Source organism: Paraburkholderia sp. Tr-20389 (genome assembly GCF_017104565.1).
Classification (GTDB): domain Bacteria; phylum Pseudomonadota; class Gammaproteobacteria; order Burkholderiales; family Burkholderiaceae; genus Paraburkholderia.
The window spans coordinates 157,351-177,835 of record NZ_JAAGPD010000005.1 but is presented as its reverse complement, the minus strand read 5'-3'; the positions used below and the strand labels follow the sequence as shown (position 1 = coordinate 177,835).

Here is a 20,485-nt window from a genome sequence, read left to right as displayed (position 1 = left end):
AACGCGCCCACGACGTCGCGGTCCAACCCTGTATAAAGCAGCGCTTAGCCGCTCGGATAGATGCCAGGGAGGAAACCGGTTATGAACAAAAGTCTGATAGCCGCGCTTTGTGTCGTGGCCGTCGGCTGCACGACACGAGGGCAGGTCAATCCCGATGTGATGCAGATCGCCACCGCACCGCTGACCTGCACCAGCAAGAGTCAATGCGATGCCTGGTGGGCGCGCGCGCATACATGGGTCACTACGCATTCCCGTTACGAGGTCTCGACGGCGACCGATACGCTGATCCAGACGGCCGGCCCGGACGGCGGCAAACGCGATCTCTCGTTTGAAATCACGAAGGCGCCGAACAACGACGGCACGTCGACGATCGGATTCGCCGCGCATTGCGACAGCTCGCTAGGGTGCAAGCCGAACCCCTGGGAGGCGGGCGCCGACTTCAAGGCGTTCGTGCGGAGCAGTTCAGCGAGCGTGGCGACGCCGTCGCCATCCGGTCAGGCAGCGGGTTCAGGTGGACAGTCGACGACATCGCCTACGGGCGAACCCGTCTCGCAGTAGGACGAACCGGAAACGTTAAATCTCCTTTGAGACTTCTCTGATTGGCGCCGAGACGAGCGCTCACTATCGTCTCGCTACCTCAATCTAATCTGCGAGAAGTCTCATGTTCGTTCGTATCTTCACGGCGACGGCCTTCGCCGCCGCGATCGCAGGCTGCACTGCGTATTCCGGTCCCACCCACAACACCGATATCGTCACGTTGTCCAACGGCGCACAAGCATATCGTGTTCAATGTCACGGACTGCTGGAAAGCTCCAAGGCCTGTATGGACGAAGTGAAGCGCATCTGCGGCGATAAGCCGGCTACTCGCGTTTCGTCGGTTGATCACATCACCTCGGATCTGAAGTCCGAAAACGATCCGCGCGAAATCACGTTCCAGTGCTCGACGCCTGTCGTCCAGCAACCCGTTCAGCCGGCGCCCGCGGTTGTCGTCGCGCCTGTTGCGGCTGTGGCACCGGTCGCGGCTCCCGTTCGCCACGCACCCGTACGCAAGATCACGCTGCAGGGCGACGCGACGTTCGCGGTCGGCAGCGCAACGCTCACGCCCGTCGCGACAGCCAAGCTCGATGACTTCGTCGCGGCAAACCAGGGCGTCGACATCGATCGCCTGACGATCGCCGGCTATACGGATTCGACGGGTTCGGCCGAGTTGAACAACCGTCTGTCGGCGGCACGCGCGCGCTCGGTGCAAGGCTACCTGGCAACGGCAGGTCTGCGTGCTTCGACCTGGGACGTACATGGCTATGGCAGCGCCTCGCCTGTCGCGCCGAACACGACGGCCATCGGCCGCGCGAAGAACCGGCGTGTCGATATTCAGGTCGACGGCAAGTAAGTCGTTTCGTTGAAGTATCAAAAGCGGCGGCGTCAATGACCCATTGACGCCGCCGCGCCTTTTTGTGGCTTCGTGATCCACACAAGACAGGCGAGCACGACGAAGCCCACACACGAAATCCGGAAGAAATCGTTGGTCGCCATCATGTAGCCTTGCTGCGTGACGATCTCGTTCAATTGCGCCGTCACGCCTTGTCCCTTGAAACCCAGGGATGTCAGCAGGTCGCTATAAGACGTCGTGCTCGTCGAATAGGCACTCACCGATTCCGACAGCACCGCGTGGTGATAGATCGCGTCGTTTTCCCAATACGTCGTGCTGACGGCGGTGCCGATTGCGCCCGACAGCGTACGCAAGAAATTCGATAGTCCCGACGCGCTGGCCAGTCGTTCGTCGGAAATGCTGGAGAGCGTAATCGTCGTCATCGGCACGAAGAAACAGGCCACGCCGATGCCCTGCACGAGACGCGGCAGGATCACATGATTGAATGGCACATCGAGCGTGAATGTCGAATTCCATAGCGACACGATCGCAAACACGATGAACGCAAAGCTGGCGACGATCCGCAGATTGAGCCGGTGCATATTGCGTCCGATCATCGGCGACAGCACAAGCGCGAGAAAACCGACGGGCGCGGTCGCGAGCCCGGCCTTACCCGCCGTGTAGCCCATCACCGTCTGCAGCCAGAGCGGAAAGATCACCACGGATCCGAAGAACGCCATGAAGCCGAACGAGATGATCAGCGCGCCCAGTGCAAAATTGCGGTCCTTGAAGAGCGACAGGTCGACGACGGGTTCCTTCTCCGTCATCTCCCACACGATCATGAACGCCAGCGACGTCACCGCGATGATCGCGAGCGCGACGATGAACGTCGAATTGAACCAGTCGCGGTCCTTGCCGAGGTCGAGCACCATCTGCAGGCAGGCAACGCCAATCACCAGCAGTCCGAGGCCGACGCCGTCGATGCGTTGTTTGGTCGTCGTGGTTTCGCGTCCGCGCAGCAGAAAGTAGGCGCACGCCGCAGAAAAGAGGCCGATGGGAAGATTGATGTAGAAGATCCACGGCCACGTGTAGTTATCGGTGATCCAGCCGCCCATCACGGGACCGAAGATCGGCGCGACGATCACCGTCATCGCCCATAAGCCGAGCGCGAGGCCACGCTTTTCCAGCGGATAGGAGCGCATCAGAATGGTCTGCGAGAGCGGCACCATCGGACCGGACACCAAACCCTGCAACAGACGGAACGCGATCAACGACTCGAAATTCTGAGCGAATCCGCAAGCCGCCGACGCCAGTGTAAAAAGCAGCACCGACAGCGTGAACAGGCGAACTTCGCCGACCCGCCGCGCGAGCCAGCCCGTCAACGGCACCGCAATCGCCGACGCCACCGAGTATGACGAGATTACCCACGTGCCTTCGCTGGTCGCGACGCCCAGACTGCCCGAGATCGTCGGCACGGCGACGTTGGCGATCGAGGTGTCCAGCACTTCCATGAACGTGCCCAGCGCAAGCCCGACCGTGAGCAACGCGAGCGTGCCGCCGGCGAGCGGGGCAGGGGCGGTGGATTGAGCCGGCGCGTTGACGGCGGGCGGCGGTGCGTCGGCGCTCGTGTCGCCGGAAGAGGAAATGGAAGCGGTCATGCGCGTGCTCTCCTTGTCACGTTGACGCACGAAAAACTTGCCGTGACACCAAAAAGGTGTACACAGGGGACGACATTTTCATGTCCAAACACTCTCTGCCCAGACAGATAAATCGATCTTACAAAGCCGCGCCAAGGCGCGGCCGCTTATTGCTCGTCGCGTGAAGCCGACGAGCCGGATTCATCTCCATCGCTGAGCGCGCCGACGCTACAGCCGCCCGCGCCGTCGCCACCGTCGATGCCATTCGCGATGAAGCGACTCAACAAATCGATCAACGTCGCGAGGTCGGTGTCCGAGAAACCTCGCAGCTGTTCGTTCAGCACCGCCGCGCCGAGCTCCGGCAGTTGCGACGCGGCATGCTCGCCTTGTTCAGTGAGACCAAGCTTCACGACACGCCGGTCGGTATCGCTGCGCGAGCGCGCGATCAGCCCTTTCTTTTCAAGGCGGTCGAGCATCCGCGTCATGGATCCGCTGTCGTACGACATGGCCCGCGACAATTCGAACGGTGTCGTCGCGCGGCCACATGACAGCAGCAAAATCACACCGATCTGCTGGGTCGTCAGCCCGAGATGCGCGACCGCGCGATCCGTGCGCTCGACCAGCACGTTGCGGGCTTTCGTCAGGTAATAGCCGAGGCTCGACTCAAGGTGAATCGACTCCGGCTGATAGGGGCCATCCGTCATGGAAGCTCTTTGAAAATCGCGGGGTGGCGCATGTCGCGCGAATTGTCGGGATTCTATCTGCCCAGGCAGCGAAGTCAATCGCGCGATAAAAAACAACAGAAGACCATGCTGCGGAGCACAGTATCTTGAAAATTGCTTGCATGGTCAATATTATTACAGGCAACGAGTTACGCGATCCGCGTCATCGGAGACCATGTTCTGACCGCACTTTGCGTGCGCCTACTTTTGCCGGCGCACAGAGGATTCCCGCGATGCTGTACCTGAAAAACACCCTCGGCGGCTGGGGCCGCTCATTCACCGATTCCGCGCTGCAAACTTTCCAGGGAGCCAACCGCTGGTGGAAAGTGGCGCTGTACGCGGTGATTTTCGTCTTGCCGGGCGGGTCTCTCGGGGTGCTGGTCTTCGCGTGGTTCGAACGTCGGCGCTCGCTCAGCGCCAAAACGCGGGCCGTGAAACCGATTGCACTGCTCGCCGCGCCGCTCAAGGCCCGCTCGGCGGGCAATCATCAGTCGATCGCGCCCGCCGCGACGGTTTGCCGGACACGCCCCGACGCGCCTGCTTGCCGCGCCGCCGCAGGCAAGCAGGCGCGCCAGACGACCGCCGATCCGCGCGTCTGAACGCTGCGCACGTTGTCTCCCCTCGAAGGCCGCCCATCGGGCGGCTTTTTTGCGCGCCAGACCGTATGGCGCCATGCCGTAACAGCGCGTAACCGACACCTCACCACCGGTAACACACACCAGGCGTGCCCGGCATTACTCTTCTGTTTTCCTCGCCGGGCGACGCGTGAGCTACCATTCGAGCCATCGCGAACATGCACCGGACATCGCGCGAGCAGCCGCCTCGCGATCGTCCCGGCGCATGGCGCCACCCGAATCGACAGGAATTCATTTGCATGCAGTTTGATCGAACTTCGCGCGCACGCGCCGTTGTCGCGAACGTCGCGGGGCCACGCGTCCTGAGCATCGCCGCTTGCGCCGCGCTGGCCTTCGCGCTCGCCGGCTGCGCCGTCGGTCCCGACTACAAGCGGCCGTCCGTCGACATCCCCGCTTCGTACAAGGAAGCCGCCGACGGTTGGAAAGTCGCGCAACCCGCCGATCAGCACGACCGCGGCGCATGGTGGTCCATCTACAACGATCCGCAACTGAACGCGCTCGAAGAGAAGCTCGATGCATCGAACCAGAGCATCGCGCAGTTCGCCGCTGCGTACCGGCAGGCCCGCGCGCTCGTCGGCGAAGCGCGCGCCGCGTATTTCCCGGTGATCAGCGCATCGGCGGACGCGACGCGTTCGCGCACGCCGAGCCGCAGTTTCAGTGGCTCGGTGACAGGCGGAGGCGGCGGTACCACGTCGTCGCTGAGCAGCTCGGGTTCGATCAGCAACAGCTACAGCCTGTCGCTCGACGCGACCTGGGAACCGGACCTTTGGGGCAAGGTGAGTCGCACCGTCGCCGGTCAGCAGGCGGGGCAGCAGTCGGCCGCCGCCGATCTGGCCAACGCGCGCCTTTCCGCTCAGGCGACGCTCGCGCAAACCTACTTCAACACCCGTTCGCTCGACGCGCAGCAAAAGCTGCTCGACGACACCGTCGCCGCATACCAGCGCTCGCTCACGCTCACGCAAAACCGCTACGCGCAGGGCGTCGCTGCACGCTCCGACGTGATCCAGGCGCAAACGCAACTGCAATCGGCACAGGCCGCCGCCATCGACAACGGCGTCACGCGCGCGCAGAACGAACATGCGATCGCCGTACTCGTCGGCCAGCCGGCGTCGACGTTCTCGCTGCCGCCCGCGCCGCTCGATGCCGTGCCGCCCGGCGTGCCCGCGCAACTGCCGTCCGCGCTGCTCGAACGGCGCCCGGACATCGCTTCCGCCGAGCGCAAGGCGGCGGCCGCGAACGAGCAGATCGGCATCGCGATTGCCGCGTACTTCCCAACGCTCACGCTGTCGGCGACCGGCGGCTTCGAAAGCTCGGTGTTCTCGCAATTGCTGCAGATGCCGTCGCGCTTCTGGACGCTCGGGCCGCAGCTCGCGGGCACGATCTTCGACGCGGGTCTGCGCAAGGCACAGACGGACGCCGCGCGTGCCGCCTACGACCAGGACGTCGCCACGTATCGGCTGACGGTGCTGACGGCGTTCCAGGACGTCGAAGACAACCTGTCGTCGCTGCGCATCCTCGAACAGGAAATCACGGTGCAGGAACAGGCTGTCCAGTCCGCCCGGCAAGCGCTCGATATCGTCACGAACCAGTACAAGTCCGGCACCGTCGATTACCTGAACGTGCTGACGGCGCAGACCACCGCGTTCACCGCCGAGCAGAAGCTCGCGAGCATCGCGGGTCAGCGCATGGTGTCGTCGGTTGGACTCGTCAAGGCGCTTGGCGGCGGCTGGGATGCGTCGCAGATGAACCGCGAGACGGGCGATATCGCGGCGCCCGCGCCGGCTTCCGAGCCTGCGGCGCCCGCCACCCCCGTCGCGAAAGCATCTGCCGCAGCCGGCTGATCGCCCCCGTTATCCGCACCGACGCAAAACGGCCGCCATGCGCAAACATGGCGGCCGTCGTCTTTCGAGGCAGCGGAAAATTCAGTGCATGAAGGTCAGTGCGACCTGGCCCGGACCCATCGGACGTCCGAGCAGATTCAGCAGACCCGCTAGATTGTCGACGGCGTCGGGCGTCGTGCTCGCGATGCCCGTGAACGACGTCGACGCTTCGCTGACCGTGCCGTGACCGTTGAGCAGCAACGGACCCTTGGTCGTCGACAGATCGAGCGTGCCCGACGCGCCCTGCGCCTGAAACACCACGCGATACGATCCGAGCGGTTTCACGCGCGAGACGCGCGAACTCATGTCGCTCAGCGTGACGATCAACTGGCCGAATGCCTGGCGGTTGAAGCTGCGCCAGTCGGTCCATGTGAGCCGCACGTCGCCTTGCAGATCGAGTGTGTTGAACGGCGCGCCGAGGCCCGCGAGCAACGAGGCCGGCACCGCAATGCTGCCGCCCGACAGCGTCGCGCTGCGCAGCGTCGCATCGACGAAGACGGGGTCGGGCATCGCCTCGCTCTGCCGCATCTGCATCCGCACGCGACCCGTGAACAGCGGCCAGAACGACGTGCGCCATTCGATGCGTCCCGGCAGCAGCGTCGCCGCTTCCGCGCCCGGCCCGGCGGCGAGCATCAGCGAAGCTGAGCCATGCCACAGCGACCCCGACGGGTCGACGAGATTGACATGCCCTTTCGTCGCCTTCGTGAACTGGGGCGTGACCCACGCGGCGGGCGCCATCACCAGCAACACCAGTACGTTCGCGATCAGCGCGACGACGAGCCAAGGCAGCGCGGCGCGCAATCGCCGCATCCAGAAACTCATGCGTGATCCCGTGGCAGCGCCGTCATTTGATGATGGCCGGTTGCAGCGATGCCGTCAGATCGACCTGTCCGTCCTGCTTCAGCGCCGTCACGTGCGCCTCGGAGACCTGCACCTTGAACTGCTTGCGCGCGTCGTCGAGCCATTGCGTCCAGGCGGGAAACGACGCGTTCTTCAGCTGGATCTGCACCGCGTTGCCGAGCACCTGCACCTGCGTCGCCGACAGGCCGTGATCGCTCAGCGACGCAGTGAGCGCGTCCTTCAACGCGCCGCCAGTCGGCGCCACGCCCTGAGCCGCCGCCGACAGCGAGCGCGCCTCGTTCGCTTGCGCCGTCATCTGCGAAAGCTGCCGCTGCAGGCTCGGGATCGATTCGCGCAGCCGCGCGCGGCCGTCCTGCGCAGGCGCCCACAGCACCGACCAGACGATGACGACTGCCAGCACCGCGCCGCCCCACGTCAACAGCCCTTTTTCGCGTACCGTGCGCGCTTCCCAGAATCCGGCCCACGTGTTCAACAGTTCTGCTTTCATTGTCCGTTCCTGATGGTCCACTTGCCGGTGTTGCTGTCGATTGCACCGTTCAGGCCATTACGCATCAGACGCTGCTGGAAGTCCGGGTCGATCTTGACCTCGGGCTTGAACGTCACCTCGATGCGCCGGTCGTGATAATCGAGCGCGGCAAGGCTGTTGACGGGAATCGGCCCGAGCGAGCGCGCGAGGCCATCCGCCAGCGACAGAAAATCGTCCGGCGACAGTTCGCCCGCCGCCACCCGCAGTTGCTGCAACTGGCGCGCCATCTGATCAGGCGCATCGAGCACGACCGTCGTCTTCGGAAAGGTGTTGAGCAGCAGTTCCGTCATCTGCGCGCCGATCGCATCGCGCTGCCGCGACAGCATCAGCCATTGAACATTCGCACCGATGATCGCGACGACCACCGTGGCCGCCAGCAGCCACAGCGGCAAGCGCAGACGGCGCAGCGTCGCGCGATCGAGCCGCCACGGCTGCACGGCGAACTCGAACTGAGCAAGGTCGAACCGGCATTGGATGGCATTGCGCGCGAGCGTCTCGAACGACAGAGGCAATGCGCCCGCGACGGACGGACGTCCCTTCGTCGTCGACGACATGCGCGGCTCGCTGCCGGGCAGATCGACGAGCGTGTACAGCGTGACGGGCGCATTGCCCGCCAGCGCCGCGACCGTCGCGCCGACAGCCGCTTCGGGCACGGCCAGTCCTTCGCCGAGCGGGCCGCGCGCGAGCGCCAGTTCGACGCGAGGCGGAGCGGTATCGACGGCACCTTCGCCGAGCACGGCAGCCGTAGACGACACCACATGCCCGAGCACGGCGGCAACGACGGGCGCGATGCCGACAGCGGCCGGTTCGTCGAGCGGCGGGGCCGAATCCGCGCCGGCGGCCACGGCTTCTTCCGCGCGCGCTTCCGTCGCGGCCATCGTGCTCACCGCCGGCTGCGGCAGACAACGCGCGACGGGCACCGCCTTCACGTTGCGATGACCCGCCGCCGCGAATGTCTCGAGGACAAAGCGGAACCAGCCGCGGTCGACGATCGCGAGCACATGACGATTGCCGTCCAGCGGCTTCGGATCGAGCGCGATGTGCGTGGTCTGCGGATCCTGAATCAGTTGATCTTCGACGACGTTCGGCAATGCCTGACGCAAACGCGGACCTTTGAGCGGCGGCACGGTTGCGGCCAGCATCAGACAGTCGCGCGCGGCGAGCATCAGCACGGTCGCGCTTGCGCGCGGCAGCAGGCCGGGCGCCGAGCGGCCGGCGCGCTGGATGCGCCCCGATTTGTCGAGCAGCAGAAACGGCAACTCCGGCAGTTGCCATTCCTGCGACGGCACCGCCGGATCACGCGGCGGCAGAAGAACGATCAGCGTGCTCAAAGGCCACTCTCTCGGGAAAATGCGTGGTTCATAGTTGGTCTCGTCCCCATACGATACGCGTCGTATGCGTCAGTGCGTCGCGATAGACGAGGGTGGTGCGGTCGACTTCGGCGCGCTCGTGCTCGACGCGTCCGTGGACGAGGAAGTAGCTGGTATTGACGTCGAGCTGGTTCGGATCGAACACGAGCTGCTGCACGCCGGCGCCACGCAATGCGAGCTGCACATCGCCGACGTTGTGAAAGAACACCGTCTCGCGACGTGCGACGAAGGCCTGCGCACTCGACAGACTCATCCCCGGCACGACGGCCGCAACCACTTCCGCGGGCGCGGTATTCATGTTGACGGGCGTCGCCGTGGGCAGCACGGTCACGAAGGGACGCAGGCGCGCGACGGTCTCCGGCGTGAAGCCCGGCACATCGAGCAGCGAATCGACGCCCGTCATCTGGAGCGGCGCGACAGGCGCGTTCTCGTCGGCGTCTTCGAGGCCCGGCTGATTCGTGTAGTTGCCGCCGCCCGCCGCGCCGCCTTGCACTTGCGTGGGATCGACGGGCGTCGTGGGGTTGGCCGCCGTCTGAAAACGCGTCGCCGATTGCCGCAGTCCCGCGCGCAACTGCAGCGCGGTGTTCTTCGCGAGTTGTCCGTTGATGCCGAGCAGTTGCAGCAAGCGCTGAAACGCCTCGACCTGCTGGATGTTCAACGTCAGCGCGCCGGGCACGGCCGTCGACACCAGATTGCGCAGATTGAACTTGGCCTGCGCGTCCTCGATGGAGCCGGAGATATAGGTGGCCGCGCCTTCCTGTGCGCGCACCTCGCCGATCTGGCCGAGAAAATCCGAAAGCCGCGTCCGCGCAATCGGCACGCCCCAGACGCCACCGAGCCACGTAACTCCCGCCGATGTATCGCCTTCCGAACGCAGAATCAGGCGCGTCCAGTCGAGCGCGCCACGCGACACCCAATGCGCCTGCGCGAGCAGCCGCTGGTTTTCGATGCGCCGGATCTGCACCTGCTGCCGCCACAGCATGCCGGAGACGAGAATGGCGGACAGGGCGACGACCAGCAGCGCACTGATGATGGCAGCGCCGCGCTGAGCGGAAGGAGTCGAACGGGAACGGGCAGGGCGAAAGCGCATGATCGAATCTCACTCTCCCACGAGAAAAACCCGCGTCACGGGCCGCGCGAGCGAATTCGCGCCAATGCTCACCTCCAGCCCCGTCACCGACCTCGGCAACGGCGCATTGCCGAGCTGAGGCACCTTCAGATTATTGTCGTTCTCCGTGATCGCCGACTGCACGTCTTTCATCTGTGTCGTCCAGCCGATTTTGGGCACATACAGCCGCGCGGAAATCGCGCCGACACCGCCCATCAAAGGCACGGCGTTCCAGTCACCGTTTTCCGCCCCGCCGAGCGCGCGGCGTACGTCGCCGATATTCGCCAACGGCGGCGACGCATAGCGGATGATGCGCCCTTCCATGATCCGATACCGCACCACCACCAGCCGCGGCGGCGCACCCGGCGTGCGCATGTACCGCACGATCTGCAATGCATTGCCATTCACCGCGACGGCGGGTTCGCCCGCTTCGTCGTCGGAAGCGGCGTTGCGCACGTCGATGCGCATCTGATCGAAGAACTGCGCGAACACGCGCTCGTCTTCCATCGCATTCGTGATCGTCTGCCGCCCGCGAATGATCTGGTCCAGTCCGCGCCACGAGAGCACCGCGATGACGGCCAGAATCGCAATCGCGACGAGCAGCTCGATCAGCGTGAAACCGCCCGCTGTCTTTTTCGACAGCAGCGAACGGCGAACGCGCGGCACCTCGTGCTCAGAGCGAGCGATTCGTTTCATTCGCGATCACCGTCACCATCTGCGCGAGGTTGCCCGGCCGTCCGGGCGACGTCACCGACACCTCGACGCGTCGAAACACCGGATTCGGCGTCGCGCTCACGTTTTCCGTGCAAATCAGTTGCAGGTTGCCCTGCGAACAGTCGAAACTTTGCGACCCGATTTCAGGCCATCCGTGCGTCAGATGCAGCTGGGCGAGCGCGTTGTCCGCGCTCCAGCCCGCCAGCAGCCGCCGATGCAGATCCGCTTCGCCCGTCGCGAGACTGCCGACGGCGCGCAGCGAAGCGGCCAGCGCCACCGCGATGATCGTCAGCGCCACCAGCACTTCGATCATCGTGAAGCCTGCGGCCCGGCGTCCGCTCGCGTTATCCACAGCGCCGCGCAAGCGGCGAACCCGAAGCGCACGCACCATCAGCGCACCTCGTAACGGCCGTTGCCCGTGCCGACGATCGTCACGCGTCCCACGGCCGAAAACAGGGTGACCTGCACGGGCGTATCGATGCTCTCGGTGCCGAACACGATGCGATCCGACTGTGTGTCGGAACCGGGATAGTCGATCGCCACGCCCGTCACGCCACCTTCCCAGCGACGCGGTCCGAGCAGGTCATCGCGCAACGGCCGCCAGCCGTCGTTCGTGTGGATATCGAAACGAAAGCCGCCTTCGAGCGGCAACCACGAAATAGGGCGCGCGCGTACCTGAGCCTCGTCGCCCGCCGATTCGAACAGCAACGCGAGCCGCTGCGCTTCCTCGTTCAGATCCGTGCGCGGATTACGCGTCAGCGACAGCGACGCAAGCGACACCAGCAAGCCTGCGATCACCAGCACGACCAGCATTTCCAGCAGCGTGAAGCCGCGCTGGCGGCCGCCCGATGCCGTATGCGCCGGACGCGCCGGCATTCGCGACGCGTGCCGCCTCACGCAGCCGCCGGCGTCATCGACACTGACGGTCTCGATAAACGTGAGGGGCATGCAGTCGTGCAGTCGCATGGTGCCGGTAGCGATCTCTGTCGATGCAATGAGCGCAATGAATTCCGGCGCCGCTTATTGCCACGAGCCGACGTCGGCATCGTTGCCTTCGCCGCCCGGCTTACCGTCCGCGCCGTAGCTGAACACGTCGATCTCGCCATGCACGCCCGGGTTCAGGTACTGGTACTGATTGCCCCACGGGTCGTTGGGCAGGCGCTCGAGATAGCCGCCGTCCTTCCAGTTGTTCGGAACCGGGTCGGTCGACGGCTTTTCGATCAGCGCGCGCAAGCCTTGCTCCTGGCTCGGATAGCGGCCGTTGTCGAGACGATAGAGTTTGAGCGACTGCATGATGGTGCCGATGTCCTGCTTCGCGGCGACACGGCGTGCTTCGTCCGGACGGCTCATGATCTTCGGCACGATCAGCGCAGCCAGAATGCCGAGGATCGCAATCACGACCATGATTTCGATCAGCGTGAACCCGCGTTGACGACGTGTGCGCACGCCCGCGCGCAAGGCCGCGATCTCGTTGCGGCGAGTGGTCCACATTTGCATAGCTTGCTTCCTCTCCAGGATAAAGGGTCGATCGGTCGGGCGTCACGAAATGCGCTGAGAATGCGGCACTCTGCACGCCCGGTCGGTCATTTTAATGTCATGCAGTTGAAGGGTTTCCGTCCGCCGGTCCCTATACCGCAAAATTCACAATAATCCGTACAATGACACGCATGAACGCACTCCAGATCCGCCTGATTTCGCTCGCCGTCTTCGCCGTGTTCTGCGCGACGCTCACTTACTGGATCGTCGCGCTCACGTCGCATGGCGGCGCGCCCGTGCCCGCTGCCGCCGTGCGCGCGCCCGTGTCGACGGACCAGGCGGCTGTGCTGTTCGGCGGCCAGCTGACCCGCACTGCGAATCAGGACATCCATCTGTTCGGCATCCTCGCACTGCGCGAAGGCGCCGCTGCGATCATCAGCACGGGCGGCGAACCGCCGCGCGCCGTATCGCTGGGCAGCACCATCATGCAGGGCGTGAAGCTCGGCGAAGTGCGCGCCCGCTCGATCATCATCGACCGCAACGGCTCCCACTCCGAAGTGTTTCTTCCCCAGAACGCACCCGGCCCCACCATCTACGTGCGCTGATTTCATTCTCTGCCGCGCCGATGCAACCTGAAAGCGTCGGCCCGGCTTGCAACTCTTTCTCGCGCTTACGCCCGACGGCACCGCCGGCGCCGTCACTGCACCAGGTTGTTCAACTCGATGATCGGCAGCATCACGGCCAGCACGATCACCAGCACCACGCCGCCCATCGCCAGAATCAGCAGCGGCTCCAGCAGACTCGTCAGGAACATCGTGCGCCGCTCCAGTTCGCGCGCTTCGCCTTCGGCCGCGCGGTCGAGCATCGTCGTCACGTCGCCGGTCGCTTCGCCCGAACGGATCAGGTGCACGAGCACGGGCGGAAACGTCTTCGTGTTGCCGAGCGCGCGCGACAGCGACGTGCCTTCGCGCACGCGCACGATGGCATCGTCGATGTTGTCGCGCATCGCACGATTGCTGAGCGTTTCGCTCGCGGCCTGCAGCGCGCGCAGAATCGGCACGCCCGCCGCCGTCAGAATGCCAAGCGTGCTCGCAAAGCGCACCGTGTTGTAGCCGCGTACGAGCTTGCCGAAAAGGGGCGCCGTCAGCGTCCAGCGGTCGAACGCGAGGCGCGGTCCCGGCTGCGCGAGTATCGAGCGCACGACATACACGACGACGACCACGGCGATCAGCATCGCCCACCAGTAACTCCGCACGAAGCCTGAGAGCGCCATCATCATGATGGTCAGAAACGGCAGTTGCTGCTTCGTGCTCGCGAACACGTTGACGACCTGCGGCACCACATAGCTCAGCAGGAACGTGACGATGCCGAACGCGATGATGGTGACGATGGTCGGATACGTGAACGCTAGAACGATCTTCTGCTTGAGCGCGTTGCGTTGCTCGATGTAATCGGCAAGACGCGACAGCACGAGTCCGAGCTTGCCCGTATGCTCGCCCGCCGCGACGAGCGCGCGATAGATATCGGGAAAGTCTTTCGGATGCTGCGACAACGCATTCGCGAGCGAATGACCGCCCAGCACTTCCGCGCGGATCGCGGCCATCAGTTCGCGAATGTAGTCACGCTCGGATTGCTCGGTGAGCACGGAGAGCGCTTCATCGAGCGGCAGGCCGGCGATCAGCAGACTGGCGAGCTGCCGCGTGAGAATCGCCTGTTCGCGTTGCGACAGTTTGCGTCCCAGCGAAAGACGCTGGCTGCGTTCGCCGCGCGTGCGCGTCGCCGCGGGTTCGACGACGAGCGGCGTGAGACCTTGCGTGCGCAACTGCGTGCGTGCGCCGCGCGCGCTGTCGGCATCGAGCACGCCTTTTTGCGCCTTGCCTGCAGCGTCGATCGCTTCGAAGCGGAATGCCGGCATGCGCTCAGACCCCGCCCGTCACGCGTATCACTTCTTCGAGCGACGTCATACCCGACGCCAGCCACCGTTCGCCGTCCTCGCGCAAGGTGCGCATGCCTTGCTGGCGGCCGGCTTCGGCGATCTCGGCATCGGCGGCATTGCGGTGGATCAGCGCGCGAATCGGTTCGTCGACGTTCAGCAGTTCGTACACGCCGCGACGGCCCGCGTAACCCGAGTGCCCGCACTTATCGCAACCGACGGGATGCCACACCTTGCGGCCGCCTTCTTCCTCGCGCGGTTCCTTGCACACGGGACACAACCGCCGCACGAGACGCTGCGCCAGCACGCCGAGCAGCGACGACGCGAGCAGATACGGCTCGACGCCCATGTCGGTCAGACGCGTGACGGCGGAGGCGGCATCGTTGGTGTGCAGGGTGGCGAGCACGAGGTGGCCCGTCAGCGATGCCTGCACGGCAATCTGCGCCGTTTCCAGATCGCGGATCTCACCGATCATGATGATGTCGGGGTCCTGACGAAGAATGGAACGCAGCGCGCGAGCGAAGGTCATGCCGATCCGCTCGTTGACCTGCGTCTGGCCGATGCCCGACAGATCGTATTCGATTGGGTCTTCGACGGTCATGATGTTCGTCGTCGCCGTTTCGAGCCGCGACATCGACGCATAGAGCGTGGTCGTCTTGCCCGAACCTGTCGGGCCCGTCACGAGCACGATGCCGTGCGGACGCGAAATCAGCTTGTCGAATTGCCCGAGCGTGTCGGACGCCATGCCGAGCGCTTCGAGGTTCAAGCGCTGCGCGTCTTTTTCCAGCAGACGCAGCACGGCGCGTTCGCCATGGCCCGTCGGCAAGGTCGACACACGCACGTCAACGGGCCTTCCGCCGACGCGCAACGTGATACGGCCATCCTGTGGCAGACGCTTCTCGGCGATGTCGAGCTGCGCCATGATCTTGATCCGCGAAATGAGCGCGCCGTGCAGCGCCTTCTTCGGACGCACGACATCGCGCAACGTGCCGTCGACGCGAAAGCGCACCACCGATGCGTTCTCGAACGGCTCGATGTGAATATCCGATGCCTGTTCACGCGCTGCCTGCGTGAGCAGCGCATTGATCATGCGGATGATCGGCGCGTCGTCTTCGGATTCCAGCAGGTCTTCGACTTCGGGAATGTCCTGCATCAGACGCGACAGATCGACTTCGCCTTCCACTTCGCCGACCACCTGCGCAGCGCTGCCGTCCTGGCGCGCATACGCCTGGTTGATCGCTTGCGCGAGTTCGTCAGCCGGTATGCGCACGACGGATATCGCGCCGAAATTGCGCACGACTTCGGCAAGCGCCGCCTGGTTCGTGCGTTCGCTGATCCAGACTTCCATCGAATCGGCGTGCTGATGCGCGACGAGTATCTGGCCGCTTTTCGCGAAGCCGTACGGCACGAGCCGCGCGGCGAGCGGAGAGGGCGCTTCGCGTCCCGCCTCGGTGGCGGGCGTTTCCGGCACGCCGCGCGCGTCGTCCGATGATCCGGCAGACGCGTGCGGCCCGGAAAGCGGCGTCGAACTCACGGCTGCACCTTTTGCGTACCCGTGGCCGGTTGCGCCGGCACGGTTTGCGCGGGCTCGACCTGCAGCGGTTGCGGTTGCGCTTGTGGCTGGACTTGCGGCTGAACCTGCTGCTGCACTTGCGGTTGCTGCGGCACGCCCAGCACCTGTTCACGCCGCATCTTGTCGAGATCGAACAGATTCAACGTGGAACCACCTTCGTTCGGGCCAGCCGGCATCGGCGGCACCACGGGATCGTCCTTGTCCTTGATCAGGTTGTTGTCGGACTTGTACGCACCCGTCACACCCTGAATGTAGTCGTAGCGGTTCGCCGTCACCGCTTGCGCCGTCGCACGGTCGGCGATGATCACCGGACGCAGGAACACCAGCAGGTTTGTCTTCGCGCGGGTCTTGTTTTCCGAGCGGAACAACTGGCCGATCCACGGAATGTCGCCGAGCAACGGCACCTTGCTGTTGGTGACCTGGTAATTGTCCTGCATCAGGCCGCCCAGCACGATGATCTCGCCGTTGTCGGCGAGCACGGTCGACTGGATCGAGCGCTTGGTGAATTCCGGGCCGGCCGGATTGGTCGCCACGTTGGTCGTGCCTGCCACGATCGCCGAATCTTCCGTGTACAGCTGCAGCTTCAGGATGCCGCCGTCGGTGATCTGCGGCTTGATGTGCAGCGTCAGACCGACGTCGATACGATCGAACGTGTTGAACGCGGTGGTCGCCGTGCTGCTCGTGAGGTTCGAATACGAACCTGTCTGGATCGGCACGTTCGTACCGACGACGATCTTCGCTTCCTGGTTGTCCAGCGTGATGAGGTTAGGCGTGGACAGCACATTGGCGTCGGCCGTCTGGGACAGCGCCTGCAGCAACGCGCCGAGACCGTTCACGCCGAACAGGTTGTGCACCCAGCCTACGTTCAAACCCTGCTGGAGATTCTGCGCCGCCAGCGCACTCGCTATGCCGCCCGTGGCCGCTGCCGCCGTCAGGTTGACGATGCTGTTGCCGCTGCCCGTGGCAAGGTTGGTGCCCGCGAGCACGTTGCCGCTGCCGATCTGCCACTGGATACCCAGGTTGGCGTTCGTGTTCGAGTTCAGCTCGACAATCAGCGCTTCGATATAAACCTGCGGGCGGCGCACGTCGAGCTGGTCGATCACGGTGCGCAGGTTGCGGTACACGGGGTCGGACGCAGTGATGATCAGCGAGTTCGTCGACGCGTCGGCCTGGATCATGCCGCCGGGTTGATTGTCCTCGTTGTTGCTTCCTTCCTTTTCGCCGAGAAAGTCGTTGTTGTTGTTACCCTGGCCGCCATAGCCGCCGCCGGCGCCGCCACCCAGCGGATTGCTGCCCATCGACGACGACTGCCCGCCCATCGAACCCGACGGCAGCGGCGGGTTGCCGGCGGTGCCCGTCGACGACGGCGAGTTGTTCTGGTTGAACGAGTTCGCAGCGTTGTTGCCGCCCGAAGACGACGACGATTCGTTGCCGCCGCCGCCCTTGCCGAGCATGCCGCGCAGCGTCTTCGCAAGACGCACGGCGTCGGCATTGCGCAACGGCACGACGTGCATGTTGCCGGGCTGGCCGGTTGCGGCATCCAGCTGCTTCGCAAGCGACTTCGCCGCCGCGAGACGCCCCGCGTTCGACGCACGCAGCAACAGCGAATTGGTGCGCGGATCGGCCTGAACTGAAACCTTCAGCGTCGCGTCCGTGTTGCCGATTGTGCCGGGGTCGAGCATCTTCGCCATTTGCGTCGCGACGTCGATCGCGTTTGCATTCTTCAGCGGCACGACCTGCACCTGCTGGCCCGCTGCCGTATCGACGCCCGCGATGATCTGCGCGATGCGGCGCACGTTGTCTGCGTAGTCAGTGACGACAATCGTGTTGTTCGACGGATAGGCCGCAACCGTATTGTTCGGCGAGATCAGCGGACGCAGCACGGGCAGCAGGTTGTTCGCCGATTCGTTCCTCAGCTGGAACACCTGCGTGACGACCTGATCGCCGCGCGCCGCGGGTGCATTGCCGACATAGGTGGGTACGCCTTGCAGCTTCGCGTCGGCTTCGGGCACGACCTTCAGCACGCCATGATCCTGCACGAGCGAAAAGCCCTGCATCCGCAATGCGGACTGCAAGGTTTTCAGCGCCTGATCTTCCGGAACAGGGTTTTCGGAAACCAGGTTTAGTTGTCCTTTCACGCGCGGGTCGACGATGATCGTCTTGCCCGTGGCCGCGCCAATCGCCCGCGCCACCTGATCGATGTCGGCGTTCACGAAATTGAGCGTCACCTGTGCGTGAGCGATCTGCGAGGTGATCGTTCCAGCGACCAGCAACGCCATCGCGACGCGACGCAATGCCATACGATTTCTTCTCATGGATATGGTTTCGAAGCCGACGTTGTGATCCGCCGACGGTCATGCACAGTGGACGACCGGCCGACACCAATCGTCCTCGGTCTGAAAAGGCTCTTCGTGGCAATCAGTGCCAAGAATGCCTTGCCTCCCTGTAACCGAAAACAACGAACAGTAACAGCTTTTCGTGTCGGAAATGTCACAAAAGGGCCGAGCCTCGTGAGATTCCTCTAACGTTTGCGCTCTGGAGACCATCCAATTGCGCAAGTTGTTACGCCGTTGAAAGTTTTGCGCTTTCTCTGGTAACTATTTTCGGGCCCCCTTTGGCCGCAAGTTACTGACTTATGTCGGCTGGCCAACTTTGAGGCGCCGTGTCATGCCGGTATCATACGGGCGGATCGACAGTTCGAGTATCCCCTGCGCAACGGGTTTTCCCGAGGGGAAGCCCGCCAGATAAGGGTTTCGAGTCGTCTTTACCGTTCCATTGTTTAGGAATCAAATATAGTTCGTCATCTTGACCGATGAAGCTGACCGCCATCACTTTCGCCGTAGGATTCGCAGCGCTTTTAGGCGCCGGTTCCGCACGCGCCGACTGCTTCGACGAGGCGGCCAGCTACCAGAAGGTCAACCCATTGATTCTTCGCGCCATTGCCTGGCAGGAATCGCACAACCGTCCCGCAGCAGTCCACAAGAACGCCAATGGTTCAACCGACTACGGCGTCATGCAGATCAACTCCGTTCATCTACCTGTGCTGGCGCAATACGGCATCTCGCAAGGGACGCTGATGGAGCCGTGCAAGAACGTGTACATCGCCGCGTGGCATCTGCGGCAGAAGATGAACAAGTACGGCAACACGTGGGCGGCCGTCGGTGCGTACCATTCGGAAACACCGTCGCTGCGCGACGAATACGCGCGGCAGATCGTCGCCATTCTGCGCAAGTGGAACCTGATGCCGGCCCGATAGTTGGGCCTCTTCGTCCGGAAGCGCGGTCGCTGCATTCCAGTTGATGCACAATGCGGCTTCGTGCTGCTGCCGTCCCGCGTCCACTCGAGCGTCCGACGCGCGCATGCGTCATTCACCTTCAAGCTTTCCGTACCGCGATGAATCAGCCGCTTTTGCCCGTCACCGTGATCTCCGGTTTTGTGGGCGCCGGCAAGACCGCGCTCGTCGAACAGATTCTGTCGAACCGCAACGGGCCGCGCGTCGCCGCGATCGTCACCGATCTGGCCGCCGTGCGCCTCGATATCGACAATGCTGTGCCCGCATCCTCGCCGACGTTGCGGGTCGATTTGCCGAATGGTTGTGCCTGCGTCCAGGCCGATGAGGATCTGCTCGAACAGTTGGCCGGGCTCGCATCGGAAGATCGCTTCGACGCGTTCGTCATCGAAGCCGCCGCGACCGACGAGCCGATGAACGTCATCGAGTCGATGCTCGAGGATGAATCGTTGGCGACGCTCGTACGTGTCGACACCGCTGTGACCGTGCTCGACGCTGCCGGTTTTCTGCGCGACTATGCATCGACCGATGCGCTGTCCGAGCGCGGCCTCGCCGCTTACGAAGACGACGATCGCACGATCGTCGAAGTACTGATCGAACAGGTCGAGTTCTGCGACGTGTTCGTCATCAACAAGGCGGACCTCGTATCCGCCGACGATCTCGCGCATCTGCAAGCCGTGCTCGCCGCGCTCAATCCGCGTGCTGCGCAGATCGTGAGCAGCTATGGCAATGCGCCCGTCGAGGAAGTGCTCGGCACCGCGCGCTTCGATTACGATGCGACGTCGAACGCGGCAGGGTGGCTTGCATTGCTGCACGATCCGTCGAGCCATGCAGACGAAAGCGTTGGGCGAGGTGTCGGGCACGTCGTGTATCGCGCGCGTCGACCGTTCCATCCCGAGCGTCTCTGGGCGCTGCTGCACGAAGAGTGGAAGGGCGTGCTGCGCGGCAAAGGTTTCTTCTGGCTCGCGACGCGCAATGAGATCGGCGGCTCGCTGTCGCAAGCGGGCGGTGCTTGCCGGCCCGCGCCTGCGGGCACCTGGTGGGCTGCGCAGGATCGCAGTGAATGGCCCGAAGGCGATGACGAGCTACTCGAAGAAATCGCTGCGGACTGGTATGGCGATGCCGACGACTTCACGATCGGCGACCGTCGCCAGGAACTCGTGCTGATCGGCGTCGATATCGATCCGGCGCAATGGCGCGCGAAGTTCGATGCCTGCCTTCTGACCGACGGCGAATATGCGTTGGGCGCTGAAGGATGGCTCGCGCTCGCCGATCCGTTCCCCGCATGGGACCTCGAAGACGACGACCACGACCACGATCATCATCACCATCACGACGATGACGGCCATGATCACCATCATCATCACTGAGCGCGATGAAAGCGTGATTCCG

General features: G+C 64.1%; 20 protein-coding genes. 7 read left to right on the top strand and 13 right to left on the bottom strand.

Translation table 11 applies throughout. From position 1 onward, the window contains the following. The first annotated feature begins 81 nt into the window (after nt 1-81). Together G3N95_RS08220 and G3N95_RS08215 are read left to right on the top strand one after the other, a co-directional pair. A complete protein-coding gene (locus tag G3N95_RS08220) occupies nt 82-558 on the top strand; it encodes a hypothetical protein (RefSeq protein WP_205969502.1) in 477 nt (158 codons plus the stop codon). Nucleotides 559-661: 103 nt separating this feature from the next. Continuing rightward, nucleotides 662-1,390: an OmpA family protein gene (locus G3N95_RS08215; protein ID WP_205969501.1), complete on the top strand. Its 729-nt coding sequence runs from the start codon at nt 662-664 to the stop codon at nt 1,388-1,390. A gap of 32 nt (nt 1,391-1,422) precedes the next feature. Here G3N95_RS08215 and G3N95_RS08210 read toward each other — a convergent pair whose 3' ends face one another. Both G3N95_RS08210 and G3N95_RS08205 read right to left on the bottom strand, forming a co-directional pair. Then, the gene (locus tag G3N95_RS08210) at nt 1,423-3,027 is read right to left on the bottom strand and encodes a DHA2 family efflux MFS transporter permease subunit (RefSeq protein ID WP_205969500.1); all 1,605 of its coding nucleotides are present in this window, start codon (nt 3,025-3,027) and stop codon (nt 1,423-1,425) included. A gap of 146 nt (nt 3,028-3,173) precedes the next feature. Beyond that, nucleotides 3,174-3,710 (bottom strand): MarR family transcriptional regulator, encoded by a 537-nt coding sequence (locus G3N95_RS08205; RefSeq protein ID WP_205969499.1) that lies wholly within the window; start codon nt 3,708-3,710, stop codon nt 3,174-3,176. Nucleotides 3,711-3,961: 251 nt separating this feature from the next. Here G3N95_RS08205 and G3N95_RS08200 point away from each other — a divergent pair, with 251 nt between their 5' ends. Beyond that, nucleotides 3,962-4,327: a hypothetical protein gene (locus G3N95_RS08200; RefSeq protein WP_205969498.1), complete on the top strand. Its 366-nt coding sequence runs from the start codon at nt 3,962-3,964 to the stop codon at nt 4,325-4,327. 275 nt (nt 4,328-4,602) lie between these two features. Further along, nucleotides 4,603-6,204, top strand: a complete 1,602-nt coding sequence (locus tag G3N95_RS08195) for an efflux transporter outer membrane subunit (protein WP_205969497.1) — start codon at nt 4,603-4,605, stop codon at nt 6,202-6,204. 81 nt (nt 6,205-6,285) lie between these two features. On the opposite strand, the gene G3N95_RS08190 is transcribed toward G3N95_RS08195, so the two are convergent. The 8 genes from G3N95_RS08190 to gspG form a co-directional block, all read right to left on the bottom strand. Beyond that, nucleotides 6,286-7,065 (bottom strand): type II secretion system protein N, encoded by a 780-nt coding sequence (locus G3N95_RS08190; protein ID WP_205969496.1) that lies wholly within the window; start codon nt 7,063-7,065, stop codon nt 6,286-6,288. A gap of 22 nt (nt 7,066-7,087) precedes the next feature. Next, complete coding sequence (locus G3N95_RS08185) at nt 7,088-7,591, bottom strand: type II secretion system protein M (RefSeq protein WP_205969495.1); 504 nt, start codon at nt 7,589-7,591, stop codon at nt 7,088-7,090. Then, a complete protein-coding gene (gspL, locus tag G3N95_RS08180) occupies nt 7,588-8,961 on the bottom strand; it encodes a type II secretion system protein GspL (RefSeq protein WP_205969494.1) in 1,374 nt (457 codons plus the stop codon). The genes G3N95_RS08185 and gspL overlap by 4 nt, the downstream gene beginning before the upstream one ends. 28 nt (nt 8,962-8,989) lie before the next feature. Continuing rightward, the gene (gene gspK / locus G3N95_RS08175) at nt 8,990-10,090 is read right to left on the bottom strand and encodes a type II secretion system minor pseudopilin GspK (RefSeq protein WP_205969493.1); all 1,101 of its coding nucleotides are present in this window, start codon (nt 10,088-10,090) and stop codon (nt 8,990-8,992) included. Nucleotides 10,091-10,099: 9 nt separating this feature from the next. After that, nucleotides 10,100-10,804, bottom strand: a complete 705-nt coding sequence (locus tag G3N95_RS08170) for a prepilin-type N-terminal cleavage/methylation domain-containing protein (RefSeq protein WP_205969492.1) — start codon at nt 10,802-10,804, stop codon at nt 10,100-10,102. Further along, nucleotides 10,782-11,213 carry a type II secretion system minor pseudopilin GspI gene (gene gspI, locus G3N95_RS08165; RefSeq protein WP_205969491.1) on the bottom strand — a complete coding sequence of 144 codons (432 nt, stop codon included), beginning with the start codon at nt 11,211-11,213 and terminating at the stop codon, nt 10,782-10,784. The genes G3N95_RS08170 and gspI overlap by 23 nt, the downstream gene beginning before the upstream one ends. After that, nucleotides 11,213-11,698 (bottom strand): GspH/FimT family pseudopilin, encoded by a 486-nt coding sequence (locus G3N95_RS08160; protein WP_241018322.1) that lies wholly within the window; start codon nt 11,696-11,698, stop codon nt 11,213-11,215. The genes gspI and G3N95_RS08160 overlap by 1 nt, the downstream gene beginning before the upstream one ends. A 144-nt stretch (nt 11,699-11,842) precedes the next feature. Continuing rightward, nucleotides 11,843-12,319 (bottom strand): type II secretion system major pseudopilin GspG, encoded by a 477-nt coding sequence (gene gspG, locus G3N95_RS08155; protein ID WP_277397998.1) that lies wholly within the window; start codon nt 12,317-12,319, stop codon nt 11,843-11,845. 170 nt (nt 12,320-12,489) lie between these two features. Between gspG and G3N95_RS08150 the strand changes: the two genes are divergently transcribed. Then, the gene (locus G3N95_RS08150; protein WP_205969489.1) at nt 12,490-12,903 is read left to right on the top strand and encodes a type II secretion system protein N; all 414 of its coding nucleotides are present in this window, start codon (nt 12,490-12,492) and stop codon (nt 12,901-12,903) included. 92 nt (nt 12,904-12,995) lie between these two features. Here the strand turns inward: G3N95_RS08150 and gspF are convergent, their stop codons facing one another. Genes gspF through gspD form a run of 3 tightly spaced genes read right to left on the bottom strand, consistent with a single transcriptional unit; the run spans nt 12,996 to nt 18,104 of the window. Next, nucleotides 12,996-14,213, bottom strand: a complete 1,218-nt coding sequence (gspF, locus tag G3N95_RS08145; protein WP_205969488.1) for a type II secretion system inner membrane protein GspF — start codon at nt 14,211-14,213, stop codon at nt 12,996-12,998. Between the two features lie 4 nt (nt 14,214-14,217). Further along, entirely contained in the window at nt 14,218-15,702 is a 1,485-nt protein-coding gene (gene gspE, locus G3N95_RS08140; protein WP_346778366.1) for a type II secretion system ATPase GspE, read from the bottom strand. 59 nt (nt 15,703-15,761) lie between these two features. Beyond that, nucleotides 15,762-18,104 carry a type II secretion system secretin GspD gene (gspD, locus tag G3N95_RS08135; RefSeq protein ID WP_205969486.1) on the bottom strand — a complete coding sequence of 781 codons (2,343 nt, stop codon included), beginning with the start codon at nt 18,102-18,104 and terminating at the stop codon, nt 15,762-15,764. Between the two features lie 512 nt (nt 18,105-18,616). Here gspD and G3N95_RS08130 point away from each other — a divergent pair. Together G3N95_RS08130 and G3N95_RS08125 are read left to right on the top strand one after the other, a co-directional pair. Further along, complete coding sequence (locus tag G3N95_RS08130) at nt 18,617-19,060, top strand: lytic transglycosylase domain-containing protein (RefSeq protein WP_205969485.1); 444 nt, start codon at nt 18,617-18,619, stop codon at nt 19,058-19,060. Between the two features lie 137 nt (nt 19,061-19,197). Further along, nucleotides 19,198-20,463, top strand: a complete 1,266-nt coding sequence (locus G3N95_RS08125; protein ID WP_205969484.1) for a GTP-binding protein — start codon at nt 19,198-19,200, stop codon at nt 20,461-20,463. Nucleotides 20,464-20,485: the final 22 nt, after the last annotated feature.

Coding starts and splice junctions, on each gene's coding strand:
- G3N95_RS08220 (WP_205969502.1), top strand. CDS start 82: ATGAACAAAAGTCTGATAGCCGCGCTTTGTGTCGTGGCCGTCGGCTGC.
- G3N95_RS08215 (WP_205969501.1), top strand. CDS start 662: ATGTTCGTTCGTATCTTCACGGCGACGGCCTTCGCCGCCGCGATCGCA.
- G3N95_RS08210 (WP_205969500.1), bottom strand. CDS start 3,027: ATGACCGCTTCCATTTCCTCTTCCGGCGACACGAGCGCCGACGCACCG.
- G3N95_RS08205 (WP_205969499.1), bottom strand. CDS start 3,710: ATGACGGATGGCCCCTATCAGCCGGAGTCGATTCACCTTGAGTCGAGC.
- G3N95_RS08200 (WP_205969498.1), top strand. CDS start 3,962: ATGCTGTACCTGAAAAACACCCTCGGCGGCTGGGGCCGCTCATTCACC.
- G3N95_RS08195 (WP_205969497.1), top strand. CDS start 4,603: ATGCAGTTTGATCGAACTTCGCGCGCACGCGCCGTTGTCGCGAACGTC.
- G3N95_RS08190 (WP_205969496.1), bottom strand. CDS start 7,065: ATGAGTTTCTGGATGCGGCGATTGCGCGCCGCGCTGCCTTGGCTCGTC.
- G3N95_RS08185 (WP_205969495.1), bottom strand. CDS start 7,591: ATGAAAGCAGAACTGTTGAACACGTGGGCCGGATTCTGGGAAGCGCGC.
- gspK (WP_205969493.1), bottom strand. CDS start 10,090: ATGCGCTTTCGCCCTGCCCGTTCCCGTTCGACTCCTTCCGCTCAGCGC.
- G3N95_RS08170 (WP_205969492.1), bottom strand. CDS start 10,804: ATGAAACGAATCGCTCGCTCTGAGCACGAGGTGCCGCGCGTTCGCCGT.
- gspI (WP_205969491.1), bottom strand. CDS start 11,213: ATGGTGCGTGCGCTTCGGGTTCGCCGCTTGCGCGGCGCTGTGGATAAC.
- G3N95_RS08160 (WP_241018322.1), bottom strand. CDS start 11,698: ATGCCGGCGCGTCCGGCGCATACGGCATCGGGCGGCCGCCAGCGCGGC.
- gspG (WP_277397998.1), bottom strand. CDS start 12,319: ATGCAAATGTGGACCACTCGCCGCAACGAGATCGCGGCCTTGCGCGCG.
- G3N95_RS08150 (WP_205969489.1), top strand. CDS start 12,490: ATGAACGCACTCCAGATCCGCCTGATTTCGCTCGCCGTCTTCGCCGTG.
- gspF (WP_205969488.1), bottom strand. CDS start 14,213: ATGCCGGCATTCCGCTTCGAAGCGATCGACGCTGCAGGCAAGGCGCAA.
- gspD (WP_205969486.1), bottom strand. CDS start 18,104: ATGGCATTGCGTCGCGTCGCGATGGCGTTGCTGGTCGCTGGAACGATC.
- G3N95_RS08130 (WP_205969485.1), top strand. CDS start 18,617: ATGAAGCTGACCGCCATCACTTTCGCCGTAGGATTCGCAGCGCTTTTA.
- G3N95_RS08125 (WP_205969484.1), top strand. CDS start 19,198: ATGAATCAGCCGCTTTTGCCCGTCACCGTGATCTCCGGTTTTGTGGGC.